We start from the raw sequence: 15,684 nt of genomic DNA on the forward strand, positions 1-15,684 counted from the left end.
AGTTCTGCTGGCCGAACGGACGATGAGAAACGTCCCCACCAGCGGCAGCCTTGAGAAATCCCCGCTTTGGAAGGATCCCCGTCTTGATCAGCGATTGGACCCGGCAGGCCCTCCCGGCCATGCTCGACGACCTCAAAGCAGTGGTCGAGCTGGAAACCCACAGCTCCGACAAGGCCATGCTGGTCAAGGGACTACACGCGATCCGCGCCCGGGCCGTCGACCTCCTCGGCCCGCCCGGCGCGGAGATCCTGCACGACGGCGGGCCGTACGGTGACATCCTTGAGCTGACCTACCAGGGCACCGCGCCCGGCACCGTGCTGATGCTCAGCCACTACGACACCGTCTGGCCCACGGGGACACTGGCCGAGTGGCCGTTCACGGTGGTCGACGGCAAGGCCAGTGGGCCGGGCGTGTTCGACATGAAGTCGGGCCTGGTGCAGTCGATCTGGGCACTGCGCGGGCTGCGCGAGCTGGGGCTGCCGCATCCGAGCGTGCGCTTCCTGTTCAACGGGGACGAGGAGATCGGCAGCCCGGCCTCACGCGAGCACATCGAGGCCGCGAGCGCGGACGCGCTGGCGAGCCTGGTCTTCGAGGCGTCACTCGACGGCGCGCTCAAGACCGCCCGTAAGGGCGTGGGGCTGTTCGACCTGAGCGTGACCGGGGTGGAAGCGCACGCGGGGCTCGACCCGTACGCGGGGGCGAACGCGATCCACGCCCTGGCCGAGATCGTCACCACCCTGGCCGGCTCCGCCTCGCGCGAGCGCGGAACCACCGTGAACATCGGCGTGGTCACCGGCGGCACCGGCCGCAATGTCACGGCCGGTCACGCGAGCTGCGGGATCGACGTGCGAGTGACCGACCCGTCCGAGATGGGACGGATCGACGACGTGTTCGCCGGCCTGCGGGCCGCCGATCCGCGGGTGACGATCTCCGTGACCGGCGAGTGGAACCGGCCGCCCATGACCCCGAACCCCGCCTCGCAGCGCCTGTTCAAGGAGGCCCAGGAGGTGGCGCACGGGCTCGGGTGGCAGCTGGACGAGGTGTCGGTCGGAGGCGCCAGCGACGGCAACTTCATCTCGGCGCTCGGGCGGCCCGTCCTGGACGGCATGGGCGCGGTGGGCGACGGGGCGCACGCTCGGCACGAGCACTTGCTGGTCGAGCACATCCCGAAGCGCCTGGCTCTGACGATCGGCCTGCTCACGGCTCTCGCCTGATGGCTTGACCGACCTGGGCAGCGACGATCGTGCTCCCCCGTGCGGGGGAGCACGATCACCACATGAGGGGATACGGCCCGACCGACGACTCCGGAAGGCTTGGTAGTGCCGAGATCAGCCGGTTGATGGAGGTTCGGGTGCAGGTCGTACAGGATTCAGCGGACGTTTCGACCGTAGGTGCGCGATGGAGCCTGGCACGCAGGCTCGCCGGCTACGGCGCGGCGCTCAGCATGGCGCTGTACTTGGCCGTCAAGGTCGTCTGGATCGCGGCGGGCCTGTCCGGGGACGCTCCGGATGGTTACGGCACCGCGGACTGGGTGCTGCTGAACGTCGTCACCGTGGTGATGGCGGCGACCGGGATCGCGCTCGGGCTGGCACTGGCCCAGCCGTGGGGCCGTCGGCTGGCGGCCGGACCGGTGATCTTCTTTTCCTGGGCGGGCGCGGGTTTTCTGGTCCCGATGCTTCCGTACGTGATGATCAGCAGCCTCCTCGGAGGCGGTTCCGGCTCGGCCGCGCAGGGGGAGGAGGCCTTCATCGCCATCGGCTTCGCCGGGATGGCGGTGGGGCTGGCCGTGGCCTTGCCGATCTACCTGAGGGAGCGATGGCCGCGGCCCTTCCTGGGCCGGGCCGGTGACGGCCCGGCACACTCATCGGCGCTGGTGACGGCGGCGATGGCGGTGGCCGCCGGGCTGGGCCTGCTCTGGTGGTCCTGGGCACTGGGCGGGACACTGGGCCTCGACCCGGCGTCCCGCGGTCAATTGGAGCTCAACGATCGGCTGTTGAGCGGGAGCTCCGGACTGTGGGCGCTGCTCGGAGCCTGGAGCGTGTGGACGCTCACGCGTGGCCGCCCCGCCCGGCTCCGGCGGTGGGTTCCGATGACGCTGGCCTTCGGGGCGTCCGGCTCGTTGTTCGCGTGGAGCGGTTGGAAGCTGCCGATGGTGATTCTGCGACCTGGCGGGTTCGTGACCGGCGAATACACGGCGGTCGCGATCGTCGAGCACGCCTTGGGCATCGCTGTGGGCCTGGCACTCCTGGCCGCCGTCCTGAGGTCCGCTCGCGGGCACGACGCCCGCGGTGGTGGGTGTACGCCTGCCGATGCCGCCTGACGCCGCCGAAACCTCCGCCCGAGACAGCGGGGGACCGACGCTGCCGACCTTCGGACCGGCGCCTTGACCCCCACCGGCGCGTGACGGGCCGCTACCTGAGGCAGTTCTGCGCGGTTAGGACCAGGACCACACCGACGACCATTCTCTTCGACACGAGGAAGATGTAGGACGCCTTGGGATTGCCCGGCACGGTGGCGAAGGTCCCGAACATCGCGTTCTGCTTCAGGTTGGGGTAGGCGGCCTTCAGCTGCGCGGGGGTGGAGCCCCTGCCGATGCCCTGAGGCGTCTTGACGGTGCCAGGCCCGGAGATCGTGACCACGCCCTGCTTCTTCGAGATGAACAAGCCCGCCCGGTCGCCGCCGTAGCGCTGCGTCTTCAGGTCATAGGCCGAGCACTTGGTGGGCGCGTTGATGCTCTTAGGGACGATCAGCCCGGTCGCCTTGGCCTGCGCCTCGGTCATCCCAAGTTTCAGGCTGCCGTACCCGAACGGCCCCAACGTCGCCTTCTGGGCGGCGGGGGCGGCGTTCGCCGCAGGCGCGACGCCCGCCAGCACGACCCCTCCGGCCAACGCCGCCACGAGCGCCGACCGGCCGATCCGCAGGGCTATGGTCTGCTTCATAGTGCTTCCTCCATGATCGCGAATTGGCAACCCTAGCCCGAAAACCGCTGAGTTGTGGGCAATTCATACGATCACTCGCACGCGCATCACCGCCCCGCCACACGCGGGAAGGGGGTCTGGCACCGGCCGGGACGGTGACAGAAGTATTCATGTGAATTGCAACCAGAACGTGTTTATCGTTGACGTGTGCGGATTCGGGCCCGGGGTTCTCGCTGGTTGGGCACCGGGGAAGGAGACTTCGCGATTTCGCATGGCAGGACGGCCGTCGCGGGGACCGGCTTCTCCCCTTTTATGAAGAAACCGGTGCTGACGACGGTCGGCTCACCCACCGATCATTTACGCTTTTCGGCCCTCATCCCGGTTATCGGAGGAGTTCGTGTCAGGTAAGGGAGCGGGTATCCCGGTCGCTCTCATCGGGGCAGGAGCGGTCATCGTCGCGGCGCTCATCACGACGCACGCGCCGATCTGTCCCGACTTCATGTGCGGCCCCGACAAGGCGACCACCAAGCAGCAGTCCGGTGGCGGGGAGAGCAAGCAGATCATCAAGGTGCCCGCCGGCAAGGCGGACGTGGAGATCACCCCGGGCGAGATCACCTGCACCGCCGAGGGCGGCTGCGACAGCGAGGTGCGCATCGAAAGCCTGGGCGACGCCACGCTGAAGGTCACCTACATGGAGATCAGAGGCGACGGCAAGGCGTACTTCAGCCAGGACGGCGCCTGCGAGCGCAAGAACCTGGCTCCCGGTGTGTCCTGCTCGTTCGGTGTGAGCTTCACTTCGCCGGCCGAGGGCGGCACGGCTCAGGCCACACTGGTCATCCACCACAACGTCGGCGCCCATCCCACCCTCATCACCCTTCGCGGCGAGGGCACGGCCCAGCCGCCGACGGACACCCCCACGACGGGTCTCCCGGCCAACGGGTAGCCCTCCGGCTCCGCCGGGCGGGACGTCGTGCCCGGCCGTGTCGGGAAGCGTCACGTCGTCGCCGGTCTTGATGTGCGCCAACCGGACAAGCGGCGCCCAGCGCAGCATGCGGGCCCGATGGCGCCTGGTCGACTGCCTGAAGGCGATGCGGACCGGTGTGACCAGACACATTCGGGTTTGCGGCGCCCTCGCAGAGGTGAACCCCGTCATGGTGGCGGATGGCTGGCACGGGGTTGTGCTGCATGGCGTCCAGGACACGGATGCCGAATGCCTCGTTGGCCAGCGATCGCACCTCGTCGGCAGTGGCCCAGCGAAAGGCACGGGTCTCGCTGGTCTCGACGAGGTGACCGCCGATGACCTTGCAGCGGAACACGAGGGCGATGATGTGCCGGGTCATGTTCTTGTAGACGCCAGTGAGGGTGACGGGCTCGACGTCCAGGCCGGTCTCTTCCCGGATCTCTCGGAGGAGGCCGGTGGTGATGTCCTCGCCGCGTTCGAGGATGCCGCCTAGCGCCTCCCAATGGCTGTTGTCCCTGCGCTGGGTCAACAGCGCACGTCCCTGATCGTCGATGATGACACCTGCCACGCTGACGGAGTGCGTGTTCGGGTGATCCATCGATTCCCTCCGGCGTTCCTGGTCGCTATCCTCAGCCCACATGGTCGTATGTACGAGTTGAGGAGTGGTCGTGGCCGAGCTGCCGTTGCCGGACCTGGACTCGATCAGCGACAGGTGGATCGTCACGTCCGTGCCACGTACCTCCCGGATTCCCGCGTAGCGAGTTTGACGCCCACAGCAGTACGTCGTCCACGCCGTACCAAGAGGGTTGTGTCCAGCGGCGTGACACCCTCGTAGAAGTCCACCCTCCACAGGGCGGTCGTTGCCTCACTCACCGCGTGTCGGTCGGTCATGCGCGGGAGGCTACTCCCCTGCGGGCTCGTCCCACATCGACGTGCCGTACACCACCTGGTGGCGGTCTACCGGGATCACGATGTCCGCGGTCTCGACCGGCCGGGTGTCGGCGTAGTAGGTCCGCTCGATCGTCAGCACAATGGCGCCGGGCGCGACGTCGAGGCGCTTGGCCTCGTCTGCGGTGGCGGGCCGCGCGGACACAACCTCGGCCGAGTGCGTGACCTGGACCCCGATCTGCCGCTGCCGCTCGACCACGCCGACGCCAGCGTGCGGGCCGTCCTCAGGCAGGACGATGGGCGTGCCGCGGGTCAAGGCCAGCGGCTCCCAGCTCGTCGAGAGCATCACCGGGTTTCCGTCGCCCCGGAATGTATAGGTCGTCCTGACCACGTCGGGGTCGTCAGCTGGTGGCTCGTCGAGGGCCAGGCGCTCGCGCACCGCGGCGGAGGCCTGCGCCGTCCGGGAGTCGTAGTCCCAGGTCCCGGTCTGGCCCTGATTGGCCATCTCGCCGGCGAACGGCGAGCCGCCGCGGGCGTTGCGGTTCCAGCTGCGTACGAGACGGCGGATCTCGGGTTGCGCTCGCACATAGGTGCCTGAGCCCGGGCGAGCCACGGCGAGCCCCTCGGACGTCAGAACGTCGAGTGCGTCGGCGGCGGTGTTGCGTGCGACGCCGTACTCCCGGGTGATGTCCGGGATGGAGGGCAGCCGGTCTCCCACGGCGAGCTCTCCAGAGACGATCTTGGATCGCAGCTCGTCCGCTATGCGGATGTACTTCGGGCGATCCACGGGGTGATTCACGCGTACAGCTTGACGGGTTACATAGTCAGGCTGCAAGCTTCATATGACACGCTGACAACTGACTATGCAGCATTAGGTGGTCCCCCATGCTTCACCAGACGCTGCCAGGCGTACCCGCCGCAGTAGACGATGCCCGCGCCTGGATCCGCACGGTCGTACAGAGCGAGCACCCCAAGGTCGAGGTCGCCGTCGCCGTTCACATCATCGGCGAGCTGGTGGCCAGCGCCGTCCGGCACACCCCCAAGGGCGGTCTCGTCGAGATCCTTGTCACTCCCGCCGCGCGGGGCGGCATGGTGATCGAGGTGAAGGACCCCGGCGCGCCGGCCCTCGATCCCGACGTTGGCGGCTGGGCGGACATCAGCCGCGGCGTGCTGAATTTCGGTGCCTCCTCCACCGAGGGCGGTCACCGCGCCTGGTGCGAACTTCCCCAGGTCACCAGGCCATGACCACGACCGCGGTTCAGGTGCCGTACGTCGTCGCCTACGAGGTCGAAACCGTCGCGCTCAACCTTGCCGTCATCCACGACGTCTGGGCGCTGAACGGGCGTCGGCTGTCCTACGCCGATCCGGCGGCGAGCGACTGGGTCATGGGCGTGCTGTGGGCCCGGCAGAAGTTCGAACGGCACGGGAAGGTCAACTACCAGGAGATGCACGCGCTCCGGCAGCGGGAGTGCATGCTGCACCGGCTCTGCCAGGTGTGCCAGGCTCCCGCGATGGATCCCGGCACCGGGCGTCTGTCCTGGGTGTTCCACGAGGAAGCGCACGCCGAGGCCGGCCAGCTCAGCAAGCCGCCAACGTGTCTGCGGTGCATCCCCGAGGCGCGAACCGCCTGCCCGCATCTACAGCGCGAAGCCCACGTCTACACCTCGCCCGACTACGAGCTGTGGGGCGTGAAGGGAACCGTCTTCTCCGCCTCCGGCAGGCCGACTCTCCAGGACGTCCCACTGACCGATCTCCACACGCTGGAGTTCACGCTTGCCAGGGCCCTGATCGTGCACGTATCGAACCTGCTGCCCAAGCAGGCCCCTTAGACAGCCCGGCCGACATGCCGAACCCTCCATGGCGGCCGGGACAATCTCCCCGGCGAGCCCGTGGCACGTCAAAGCGACGATCGAACCGGGGCCTGGGGTCTCCGTCCGGATCTGGAGGGACGGTGGCGGAGACCCCCTCTCACAACCCCTCTGAGGAGCTTCGAATGGACCTGCAGATACTGTCCGCGTTCGGTCTATCCGCCGACGTCGGAGCCGTGATCATCGTGTGCGGACTGCTCGGCTGGGACTGGCTGAGCTGGGTGTGGGGACGTATCACCGACTGCACATAGACGGCCCGGCCGCCACGCTTGAGCCCTCAATACAGGGCCCAGGCCCGCATCCCCTGTCCCCCTGGCCGCCGCGAATGACATCCGCGACCGTCTCCCGAGCGCCCTGTCTAGACCCTGTGGGCGAAGTGGCGGGAGGGACGGCGGACAAGGTCATCTCCCAGATTTCTCCCAACCAACGAAAAAGAGCCGCTTCCTAGTTCGAAAGCGACTCTTTCTTGCTGGTCATCTGTGTGGGGCTACCAGGACTTGAACCTGGGACCTCTTCCTTATCAGGGAAGCGCTCTAACCGTCTGAGCTATAGCCCCGCGTACGCCAAACCGTATCGCATCCCCACCAGGGAAGGCGAACCGGTTGTTCGGACGAGGAAAAGCTTACCGCCTCTCCGTAGTTGCTCGCGCCGCCCCCGAAAGATCGACGACGACGCGAGCCAAAAGCCGCAAAACGACGAGCCACAGAACCACGAACCATGTACCGAAAGCTACTCCGCCTCGCTGAAGGTCACCTCGACGCCGCCCACCAGGTCGGAGGCGACGTTGTAGATGACCGCCCCCAGCGTGGACAGTGCCGTGATCAGCACCACGTTCACCGCGCCGATGAGGGCGGTGTAGCCGAGGATGCGGACCGGCTCGAACCAAGAGGCGATGTCGATCGGGATCGAGTTTTGCCCCTGCTCACCCTTGCCGAGCTGGTTGACCAGGTCCACCAGCGAGTCGAACACGCCCAAGGCGGACAGCACGCCGTACAGGACGGCCACTGCCACGAACAGCACCACGAAGCAGACGAGGGAGACCACGAAGCTGAACTTCATGGCCGACCACGGCTCGACGCGACGCAGGACCAGGTGGGCCTTGCGGGGGAGACGGGCCCCCGCGGAACTGGAGGACTTCTTCTTGGGCATCTCGACAAGCGGAGGGGCCTCGGAAGTCAGCGAGGGACGGAGGCGGACCGTCTCGTTGCCCTCCGTCGTCTGCTCCTCCCCTGGCTGACCCGTGACCGGCGGCACTACTCCTTGCGGAGGCGTCGCCTTCTCCTCGTCGACCGCTCCGTCGAAGATCTCGGTTTCATTGGACTTCTTCGGCTGCTGGCCGTTGTCCCGGGCCGCCTTAGTCCTGGCGGAGCCACCCTGGGCGCTCATGACCTACTCTCCTCCCCCGTCTTCCTCACTCTCCACCGAAGCCTCCATGGACTCGGCGTTCCGGGCGAGGGCCACCACGCTGTCGCCTTCGGCGAGATTCATCAAACGCACTCCCATGGTCTGGCGGCCGGACTGCTTGATCTCGCCGGCACTCGTCCGGATCACCCCGCCGGCGGATGTGATCGCGAAGACCTCATCCTCTGGGTTGACCATGACTGCTCCGACCAGCTTGCCACGGGAACTGACGATTTTCGCAGTCAGCACGCCCCTACCGCCACGTCCTTGAACTGGATACTGCTCGACGGGTGTCCGCTTTGCGTACCCAGCCTTGGTGGCGATAAGCACATGTTGACCATCGGCAATTCTATTCATGGCGAGAAGTTCGTCACCATCAAGGAATCTCATGCCGATGACGCCGCTGGTCGCCCGCCCCATCGGGCGCAGCGCTTCGTCGGAGGCGGTGAAGCGGACGGACTGCGCGCCCTTGGAGACGAGCAGCAGGTCGTCCTCCTCGGAGACCAGGCGGGCCCCGATGACCTCGTCGTCGTCCCGCAGGTTGATCGCGATCAGACCACCGGACCTGGGGGAGTCGTACTCCGACAGGCGGGTCTTCTTCACCAGGCCACTGCGGGTGGCGAGCACGAGGTAAGGGGCGACGTCGTAGTCACGCAGGTCGAGGACCTCCATTACTGTCTCGTCGGGCTGCATGGCCAGCAGGTTCGCCAGGTGCATGCCTCGCGCGTCGCGCGCGGCGTCGGGGAGTTCGTACGCTTTGACGCGGTAAACGCGGCCTTTGTTCGTGAAGAACAGCAACCAATGATGGGTCGTCGTGACGAAGAAGTGGTCGACGATGTCGTCCTGGCGCAGCTGCGCGCCTCTGACGCCCTTGCCGCCGCGCTTCTGCGCCCGGTAAAGGTCGGTACGGGTGCGCTTGGCGTAGCCGCCGCGGGTGATGGTGACGACGATCTCTTCCTCGGCGATGAGGTCTTCGATCGACATGTCGCCGTCGTACGCGACGATCTCGGTCTGGCGGTCGTTGCCGAAGCGGGCGACGATCTCGGCCATCTCGTCACCGACGATCTGGCGCTGCCGGGGCTCCGAGCTCAGGATGTCCTGGTAGTCGGCGATCGCCGTCATCAGCGTGTCGAACTCGTCCTGGATCGCCTGGCGCTCCAGGGCGGCGAGCTTGCGCAGCTGCATGTCGAGGATGGCCTGGGCCTGGATCTCGTCGATCTCCAGCAGCGTCATCAGGCCGCCCTGGGCCTCCGCGGCCGACGGCGAGCGCCTGATCAGCGCGATGACCTCGTCCATCCGGTCGAGCGCCTTGAGCAGCGCCCGCAGGATGTGGGCCCGCTCCTCGGCCTTGCGCAGCAGGTAGCGCGTCCGCCGGACGATGACCTCGATCTGGTGCGCCACGTAGTAGGTGATGAACTGGTCGAGCCGCAGCGTACGCGGCACCCCGTCGACCAGGGCCAGCATGTTGGCGCCGAAGGTGTCCTGGAGCTGGGTGTGCTTGTACAGGTTGTTGAGCACGACCTTGGCGACGGCGTCGCGCTTGAGCACGATGACCAGCCGCTGGCCGACCCGCGACGACGACTCCTCGCGGACGTCGGCGATGCCGGTGACCTTGCCCTGCTTGACCAGCTCAGCGATCTTGTAGGAGAGGTTGTCGGGGTTGACCTGGTAGGGGAGTTCGGTGACGACGAGGGCGTGACGGCCCTTGTTGTCCTCCTCGACCTCGACAACGGCGCGCATGGTGATCGAGCCGCGGCCGGTGCGGTAGGCGTCCTCGATGCCCCGGCGGCCGACGATCAGGCCCTTGGTCGGGAAGTCGGGGCCCTTGACCCGCGCGATGGCCGCCTCGAGCAGCTCCTCTTCGGAGGCCTCGGGGTTGTCCAGCGACCACTTGACGGCCTCGGCCACCTCGCGCAGGTTGTGCGGCGGGATGTTGGTCGCCATGCCGACCGCGATGCCGCCCGAGCCGTTGACCAGCAGGTTGGGGAAGCGCGCCGGGAGTACGACGGGCTCCTGGGAGCGGCCGTCGTAGTTGGGCTGGAAGTCGACGGTCTCCTTGTCGATGTCGCGCAGCATCTCCATGGCGATGGGCGCGAGCTTGCACTCGGTGTAGCGCATCGCCGCGGGCGCGTCGTTACCCGGAGAGCCGAAGTTGCCCTGCCCGTCGACCAACGGGTGGCGCAGCGACCAGGGCTGCGCCAGGCGTACGAGGGCGTCGTAGATCGAGGAGTCGCCGTGGGGGTGGTAGGAACCCATGACGTCACCGACGACGCGCGAGCACTTGAAGTAGCCGCGGTCGGGGCGGTAGCCGCCGTCGTACATCGCGTAGAGCACGCGGCGGTGCACCGGCTTGAGACCGTCACGCACGTCCGGCAGGGCACGCGAGACGATGACCGACATCGCGTAGTCCATGTAGCTGCGCTGCATCTCGGTCTGAATGTCGACCGGTTCGATGCGGTCCGAAGACGGTGGAGGCGGAGTGTTCACTTCCGTCACGTGTGAAGATCCTTTTCTACTGTACGGCGGTGCGCTACACGTCTAGGAAACGGACATCTCGCGCATTGCGGATGATGAAGGCTCTGCGTGCCTCAACGTCCTCACCCATGAGCACGCTGAACATCTCGTCGGCCTGGGCCGCGTCATCGAGCGTGGCCTGGAGCAGGACGCGGCTGTCGGGGTTCATGGTGGTTTCCCACAGCTGGTTGGCGTTCATCTCGCCGAGACCCTTGAACCGCTGGACGCCGTCGTGGGCACGGGGGTCGCGCTTGCCGCGGCCGATGCCGTCCTCGATGATCGCGTCGCGTTCGCGGTCGGAGTAGGCATAAGAGGCGTCGTCGCCCTTGCGGTCCCACTTGATCTTGTAGAGGGGCGGCTGCGACAGGTAGACGTGGCCGCCCTCGATCAGCGGGCGCATGAACCTGAACAGCAGCGTCAGCAGCAGCGTGGTGATGTGCTGGCCATCGACGTCGGCGTCGGCCATCAGGATCAGCTTGTTGTAACGCAGCTTGCTGATGTCGAACTCGTCGTGCACGCCGGTGCCCATGGCCGTGATCAGCGACTGGACCTCGGTGTTCTGCAGGACCTTGTCGACCCTGGCCTTCTCAACGTTGAGGATCTTGCCGCGGATCGGCAGGATCGCCTGGAACCGCGAGTCGCGCCCACCCTTGGCCGAGCCGCCGGCCGAGTTGCCCTCGACGATGAACAGCTCGCACTTGTCGGGGTCGTTCCACTGGCAGTCGGCCAGCTTGCCCGGCAGGCCGCTGCCCGACTCCAGCAGCGACTTGCGCCGCGTCAGGTCGCGGGCCTGGCGAGCCGCGAGGCGGGCCCTGGCGGCCTGCAGCGACTTGTTGATGATGTCCTTGGCCTCGCCGGGGTTGCGCTCGAACCAGGCGCGCAGGTGGTCGTTGCAGGCCTTCTGCACGAACGACTTGGCCTCGGTGTTGCCGAGCTTCGTCTTGGTCTGCCCCTCGAACTGCGGGTCGGCCAGCTTGATCGAGACGATCGCGGTCAGGCCCTCGCGGACGTCCTCGCCGGAGAGGTTGTCGTCCTTGCCCTCCTTGAGGAACTTCTGCTCGCGCGCGTAGCGGTTGACGATCGACGTCAGCGCCGCGCGGAAGCCCTCCTCGTGGGTGCCGCCCTCAGCCGTGTTGATGGTGTTGGCGAAGGTGTAGACGGACTCGCTGTAGGAGTTGTTCCACTGCATGGCGATCTCTACGGAGACGCCGTCGCCGTGCTCCTCGAAGTCGATGACCGACGCGTGCGCGGGCTCCTTCTTGGAGTTGAGGTGCGTCACGAAGTCGGACAGACCGCCCTGGTAGCAGTAGGTGACCTCGACGACCTCGCCGTTGACGTGGTCGGGCCGCTCGTCGCGCAGCACGATCGTCAGGCCCTTGTTGAGGAAGGCCATCTCCTGGAAGCGCCGCGAGAGCGTCTCGAAGTTCCAGGTGGTGGTCTCGAAGATCGCCTCGTCGGCCCAGAACGTGATCGTGGTGCCGGTCTCGGTGGTCTCCCCATCCGTCGCCAGCGGCGCGGTCGGCTTGGAGTGCTCGTAGCGCTGCCGCCAGATGTGGCCGTTCTGCTTGACCTCCACCTCCATGGCGGTGGACAGCGCGTTGACGACGGCCGAGCCGACGCCGTGCAGACCTCCGGACACGGCGTACGACTTGCCGTCGAACTTGCCGCCCGCGTGCAGCGTGGTCAGCACGACCTCGACGGCGGAACGCTTCTCGACCGGGTGGATGCCGGTCGGGATGCCGCGGCCGTTGTCGATGACCCGCACACCGTTGTCGGCGAGCAGGGTGACGTCGATGCGGTCGGCGTGGCCGGCGAGGGCCTCGTCCACCGAGTTGTCGACGATTTCGTAGACCAGGTGATGCAGACCGCGCTCACCGGTCGAGCCGATATACATACCCGGGCGCTTGCGAACCGCCTCAAGCCCTTCGAGTACGGTGATTGAGCTAGCGTCGTAGGACAAGTGCCAAATCCTCCTGCCGCGGACACGCGGCTGGGGAGGCGACACATGTCAAGCTGCCCCTGCCGTGCCCGTCACCGTCGTGAGTGCCCCGTTGCGTTGATCACCCGGGGGAATCGGCGCTGTATGCGTGCCGGGGGTGACACGCAAACGGACGTGTCCGGAATCCAGTTTCATTCTACCGGCTCTGAGGGCCCAAGGTGGCATTGAACGCGCCTGTAACGGCCTGTCGCTTGATTTCCCCCTCTTCGAGCATCCCCCCACAGGAATGGGGGTCATCGCGTCTGCGGCTCTCTGATGGGTTTTCTCGCGGATCCGGCCCATGGGTTTCCCACCGATCCGGCTCAGCCGTAGGTGTCTCCTGGGCCCTTGCTGCCGGTCACCCTCAGGCCCCCGGCCGCGCGCGGTGCGTTCTGCGGGCCTCTGACCTTCACCTTCGTCACCGTGCCGTGTCCGAGCTCCTCGTTGAGCCGGCGTACGAGAGTGCGCGCGAGCAGGCGTACCTGGGTCGCCCAGGCGGTGGAGTCGGCCAGGATGAGCACCTCGCCGTCGTCGAACGAATCGGGCTTGGTGTGCGCGGCGAGCTCGGGACCGACGATGTCGGACCAGCGGCCGAACACCCCGCCGACGGCCGCCGACCGCTCCCAGCCGCGGTCGGCCAGCAGGTCGGAGATCGCGCGTCCGAAAAGCTGTGGATCGCCGGCGTCCCTGCGCGCCCCCGCCCTGCGCCTGGGCTCGCGGCGGGGGAGTTGGCCGCGCTTGGCCGCGTCGGCCTTGGCCTGGGCCAGCTTCTCCCTGGCCATCGCCGCGCCCCTGGCCGTGGGGTTGTCATCGGCGGGCACCCGGGAGGTGCCGCCGGCGGATCCGCTTGGGTTGCTCTCAGCGGACCCGCGGGGGTTGCTGTCAGCGGACACGCGTCACGCTCCCTTCTGCGACGTCGAACCTGGCCCCGATCAACTCCCCGGGCACGTCGTCGGCCACCGCCGCGGTGATGAGCACCTGCTCGGCGGGGGCGACGATCTCGGACAGGCGGCGCCTGCGCTGGCTGTCGAGCTCGGCGAAGACGTCGTCCAGGATCAGCACCGGGTCGCCGCCCTCGGCCCGGAGCAGGTCGTAGGCGGCCAGCCGCAGCGCCAGGGCGAACGACCACGACTCGCCATGGCTGGCGTAGCCGCGCGCGGGCAGCTCGCCGAGACCCAGGATCAGGTCGTCGCGGTGCGGGCCGACGAGCGTGACACCCCGCTCCAGCTCGGCCGCGCGTACTTCCAATAGCCGCTCGCGGAGTCGTTCTTCAAGGGTTTTCCCCAAGTCTGTGGATAACGTCTGTGTATCGGAAGATCCCGTCTCACCGGGGACTTCGTCCTCAGCCGCGTCGGTGCCTGTGGACAAAGTGCTGCGATAGGCCAGGGTCGCGGGGGCGCTCGTGGGGGCGAGCGCGGCATAGGCTCCGGCGACCAGCGGGCGCAGCGCGTCGATGAGATCGAGCCGCGCTTGGAGAAGCTCCGCGCCGTGTCTCGCCAGATGCGCGTCCCAGACCTCCAGAGTGCTCAGGACGTCTCCGGCGCCCGCCGCCGAGAATCCTGTGTCACTCTCGGCCCTTCGGGCGCTCCTGGCCCCTCTGCGGGCCTGGGAGGCGGCACGCAGGAGCGCTCCTCGCTGCTTCAGCACGCGGTCGTAGTCGGCGCGTACGCCGGCGAACCGCGGAGTGCGGCTCACCAGCAGCTCATCGAGGAAGCGCCGCCGCTCAGAGGGGTCGCCCTTGACCATCGACAGGTCCTCGGGGGCGAACAGCACCGTGCGCAGCAGGCCGATGACGTCGCGGGGCCTGGACACGGGGGAGCGGTTGAGCCGCGCGCGGTTGGCGCGCCCCGGGTTGATCTCCAGCTCGACCAGCGCCCGCCGATCGTCCCTGTGGATGGCGCAGCGCACGATGGCCCGGCTCGCGCCCCGTCGTACGAGAGGCGCGTCGCTCGCCACCCGGTGGCTGGAGTGCGTCGCGACGTAGCCGAGGGCTTCGACCAGGTTGGTCTTGCCCTGGCCGTTGGGCCCCACGAACGCCGTGACGCCCGGCTCCAGGCCGAGCTCCACGGACGCGTAGGACCGGAAGTCGGTCAGCGACAGATGGGCGACGTGCACCCCAAGAAGGTTAGTGGGCCACGCAGGTCACTGGGGTCACCGGCTTGCACCTGTGGAAAACCGGTGTCGGGGTCAGCGCACGTTCGGCGGGGTCACGTCGGCGCCGGGGGAGTCGGCGCCCATGCCCGTCGAGCCCTCCGCCGAGGCGATCGGGTGGCCGCCGAACTGGTTGCGCAGCGCGGCCACCACCTTCATCGCGGGCGGGTCCTCCTGACGCGAGGCGAACCTGGCGTACAGCGCGGCGGTGATCACCGGCAGCGGCACGGCGTGGTCCACCGCGGCCTGCACGGTCCACCGGCCCTCGCCGGAGTCCTGTGCGTAACCGCGCAGCTCCTCGAGGTGCTCGTCGCTGTCGAGCGACCGCACCAGCAGGTCGAGCAGCCAGGAGCGGATGACCGTGCCGGTGCGCCAGCTGCTGAAGCAGCCCTTGACGTCCTTGACGATGTCGGAGGCTTCCAGGAGCTCCCAGCCCTCGGCGAAGGACTGCATCATGCCGTACTCGATGCCGTTGTGGACCATCTTGGCGAAGTGTCCCGCGCCGACCTCGCCCGCGTGGACGAAGCCGTCCTCGCCTTCGGGCTTGAGCGTCTCGAAGATCGGCATCATGTGCTGGACGACGGGCTCGTCGCCCCCGCACATCAGCGCGTAGCCGTTCTGCAGGCCCCAGACGCCGCCGCTCACGCCGCAGTCGACGAAGCGGATGCCGCGCTCGGCGAGCTCGGCGGCGTGCTTCTGGTCATCCACATAGTGTGAATTACCGCCGTCGATGACGATGTCGCCCTCGGAGAGGAGTTTGCCGAGCTCGTCGACCGTCTGCTGGGTGGGTTTGCCGGCCGGGACCATCACCCAGACCGCGCGCGGCGCCTCCAGCCTGTCGACCAGCTCTTTCAAGCTGCCGACGTCGCTGGCCTCCCGGTTGTGGTCATAGCCCACGACCTCGTGACCTCCGCGGCGCAGCCTTTCGGCCATGTTGCCGCCCATCCTGCCAAGTCCGACCATGCCGATCTGCATGATGTACCAACTCCCCTAGTCAGGCCTCCA

15 protein-coding genes and 1 tRNA gene are annotated in these 15,684 nt (G+C 67.7%); 6 read left to right on the top strand and 10 right to left on the bottom strand.

Translation table 11 applies throughout. The features are described from left to right. Window positions 1–83: 83 nt before the first annotated feature. Both AB0L53_RS07980 and AB0L53_RS07985 read left to right on the top strand, forming a co-directional pair. Window positions 84–1,214, top strand: coding sequence for a M20 family metallopeptidase (locus tag AB0L53_RS07980; protein WP_363992003.1), 1,131 nt, complete (start codon window positions 84–86; stop codon window positions 1,212–1,214). A gap of 62 nt (window positions 1,215–1,276) precedes the next feature. Continuing rightward, window positions 1,277–2,320 carry a hypothetical protein gene (locus tag AB0L53_RS07985; RefSeq protein WP_363992004.1) on the top strand — a complete coding sequence of 348 codons (1,044 nt, stop codon included), beginning with the start codon at window positions 1,277–1,279 and terminating at the stop codon, window positions 2,318–2,320. Window positions 2,321–2,411: 91 nt separating this feature from the next. Here AB0L53_RS07985 and AB0L53_RS07990 read toward each other — a convergent pair whose 3' ends face one another. Next, window positions 2,412–2,939 (bottom strand): hypothetical protein, encoded by a 528-nt coding sequence (locus tag AB0L53_RS07990; RefSeq protein WP_363992006.1) that lies wholly within the window; start codon window positions 2,937–2,939, stop codon window positions 2,412–2,414. A 376-nt stretch (window positions 2,940–3,315) separates the two neighbouring features. Between AB0L53_RS07990 and AB0L53_RS07995 the strand changes: the two genes are divergently transcribed. Further along, complete coding sequence (locus AB0L53_RS07995) at window positions 3,316–3,861, top strand: hypothetical protein (protein ID WP_363992007.1); 546 nt, start codon at window positions 3,316–3,318, stop codon at window positions 3,859–3,861. Here the strand turns inward: AB0L53_RS07995 and AB0L53_RS08000 are convergent. Together AB0L53_RS08000 and AB0L53_RS08005 are read right to left on the bottom strand one after the other, a co-directional pair. Next, window positions 3,788–4,519, bottom strand: a complete 732-nt coding sequence (locus AB0L53_RS08000; protein WP_363992801.1) for an NUDIX domain-containing protein — start codon at window positions 4,517–4,519, stop codon at window positions 3,788–3,790. The two genes, AB0L53_RS07995 and AB0L53_RS08000, sit on opposite strands and share 74 nt — an antisense overlap. A 261-nt stretch (window positions 4,520–4,780) precedes the next feature. Beyond that, on the bottom strand, window positions 4,781–5,566 hold the full coding sequence (locus tag AB0L53_RS08005; protein WP_363992009.1) for a GntR family transcriptional regulator: 786 nt from the start codon (window positions 5,564–5,566) through the stop codon (window positions 4,781–4,783). An 86-nt stretch (window positions 5,567–5,652) separates the two neighbouring features. Here AB0L53_RS08005 and AB0L53_RS08010 point away from each other — a divergent pair, with 86 nt between their 5' ends. The 3 genes from AB0L53_RS08010 to AB0L53_RS08020 all read left to right on the top strand — a co-directional run bounded on the left by AB0L53_RS08010 (window position 5,653) and on the right by AB0L53_RS08020 (window position 6,886). Next, window positions 5,653–6,012: a hypothetical protein gene (locus AB0L53_RS08010; RefSeq protein ID WP_363992011.1), complete on the top strand. Its 360-nt coding sequence runs from the start codon at window positions 5,653–5,655 to the stop codon at window positions 6,010–6,012. Beyond that, window positions 6,009–6,596: a hypothetical protein gene (locus AB0L53_RS08015; RefSeq protein ID WP_363992013.1), complete on the top strand. Its 588-nt coding sequence runs from the start codon at window positions 6,009–6,011 to the stop codon at window positions 6,594–6,596. Before AB0L53_RS08010 ends, AB0L53_RS08015 begins: the two co-directional genes overlap by 4 nt. A 164-nt stretch (window positions 6,597–6,760) precedes the next feature. Continuing rightward, window positions 6,761–6,886: a hypothetical protein gene (locus AB0L53_RS08020; RefSeq protein WP_363992014.1), complete on the top strand. Its 126-nt coding sequence runs from the start codon at window positions 6,761–6,763 to the stop codon at window positions 6,884–6,886. Between the two features lie 231 nt (window positions 6,887–7,117). Here AB0L53_RS08020 and AB0L53_RS08025 read toward each other — a convergent pair. From AB0L53_RS08025 to gnd, 7 genes are all read right to left on the bottom strand, one after another. Further along, window positions 7,118–7,191: transfer RNA gene (locus tag AB0L53_RS08025), tRNA-Ile, on the bottom strand. Between the two features lie 173 nt (window positions 7,192–7,364). Continuing rightward, window positions 7,365–8,021 carry a DUF3566 domain-containing protein gene (locus AB0L53_RS08030; protein WP_363992016.1) on the bottom strand — a complete coding sequence of 219 codons (657 nt, stop codon included), beginning with the start codon at window positions 8,019–8,021 and terminating at the stop codon, window positions 7,365–7,367. Between the two features lie 3 nt (window positions 8,022–8,024). Further along, a complete protein-coding gene (gene gyrA, locus AB0L53_RS08035) occupies window positions 8,025–10,532 on the bottom strand; it encodes a DNA gyrase subunit A (protein ID WP_363992018.1) in 2,508 nt (835 codons plus the stop codon). Window positions 10,533–10,566: 34 nt separating this feature from the next. Further along, complete coding sequence (gyrB, locus tag AB0L53_RS08040; RefSeq protein WP_363992020.1) at window positions 10,567–12,510, bottom strand: DNA topoisomerase (ATP-hydrolyzing) subunit B; 1,944 nt, start codon at window positions 12,508–12,510, stop codon at window positions 10,567–10,569. Window positions 12,511–12,851: 341 nt separating this feature from the next. Further along, window positions 12,852–13,421: a DUF721 domain-containing protein gene (locus tag AB0L53_RS08045; protein ID WP_363992021.1), complete on the bottom strand. Its 570-nt coding sequence runs from the start codon at window positions 13,419–13,421 to the stop codon at window positions 12,852–12,854. Next, entirely contained in the window at window positions 13,411–14,643 is a 1,233-nt protein-coding gene (gene recF / locus AB0L53_RS08050) for a DNA replication/repair protein RecF (RefSeq protein ID WP_363992023.1), read from the bottom strand. The genes AB0L53_RS08045 and recF overlap by 11 nt, the downstream gene beginning before the upstream one ends. Before the next feature lie 72 nt (window positions 14,644–14,715). Next, window positions 14,716–15,654 (bottom strand): phosphogluconate dehydrogenase (NAD(+)-dependent, decarboxylating), encoded by a 939-nt coding sequence (gene gnd, locus AB0L53_RS08055; protein ID WP_363992025.1) that lies wholly within the window; start codon window positions 15,652–15,654, stop codon window positions 14,716–14,718. Window positions 15,655–15,684 lie beyond the last annotated feature (30 nt).

The sequence above is a fragment of the Nonomuraea sp. NPDC052129 genome, from assembly GCF_040680095.1.
GTDB lineage: Bacteria > Actinomycetota > Actinomycetes > Streptosporangiales > Streptosporangiaceae > Nonomuraea.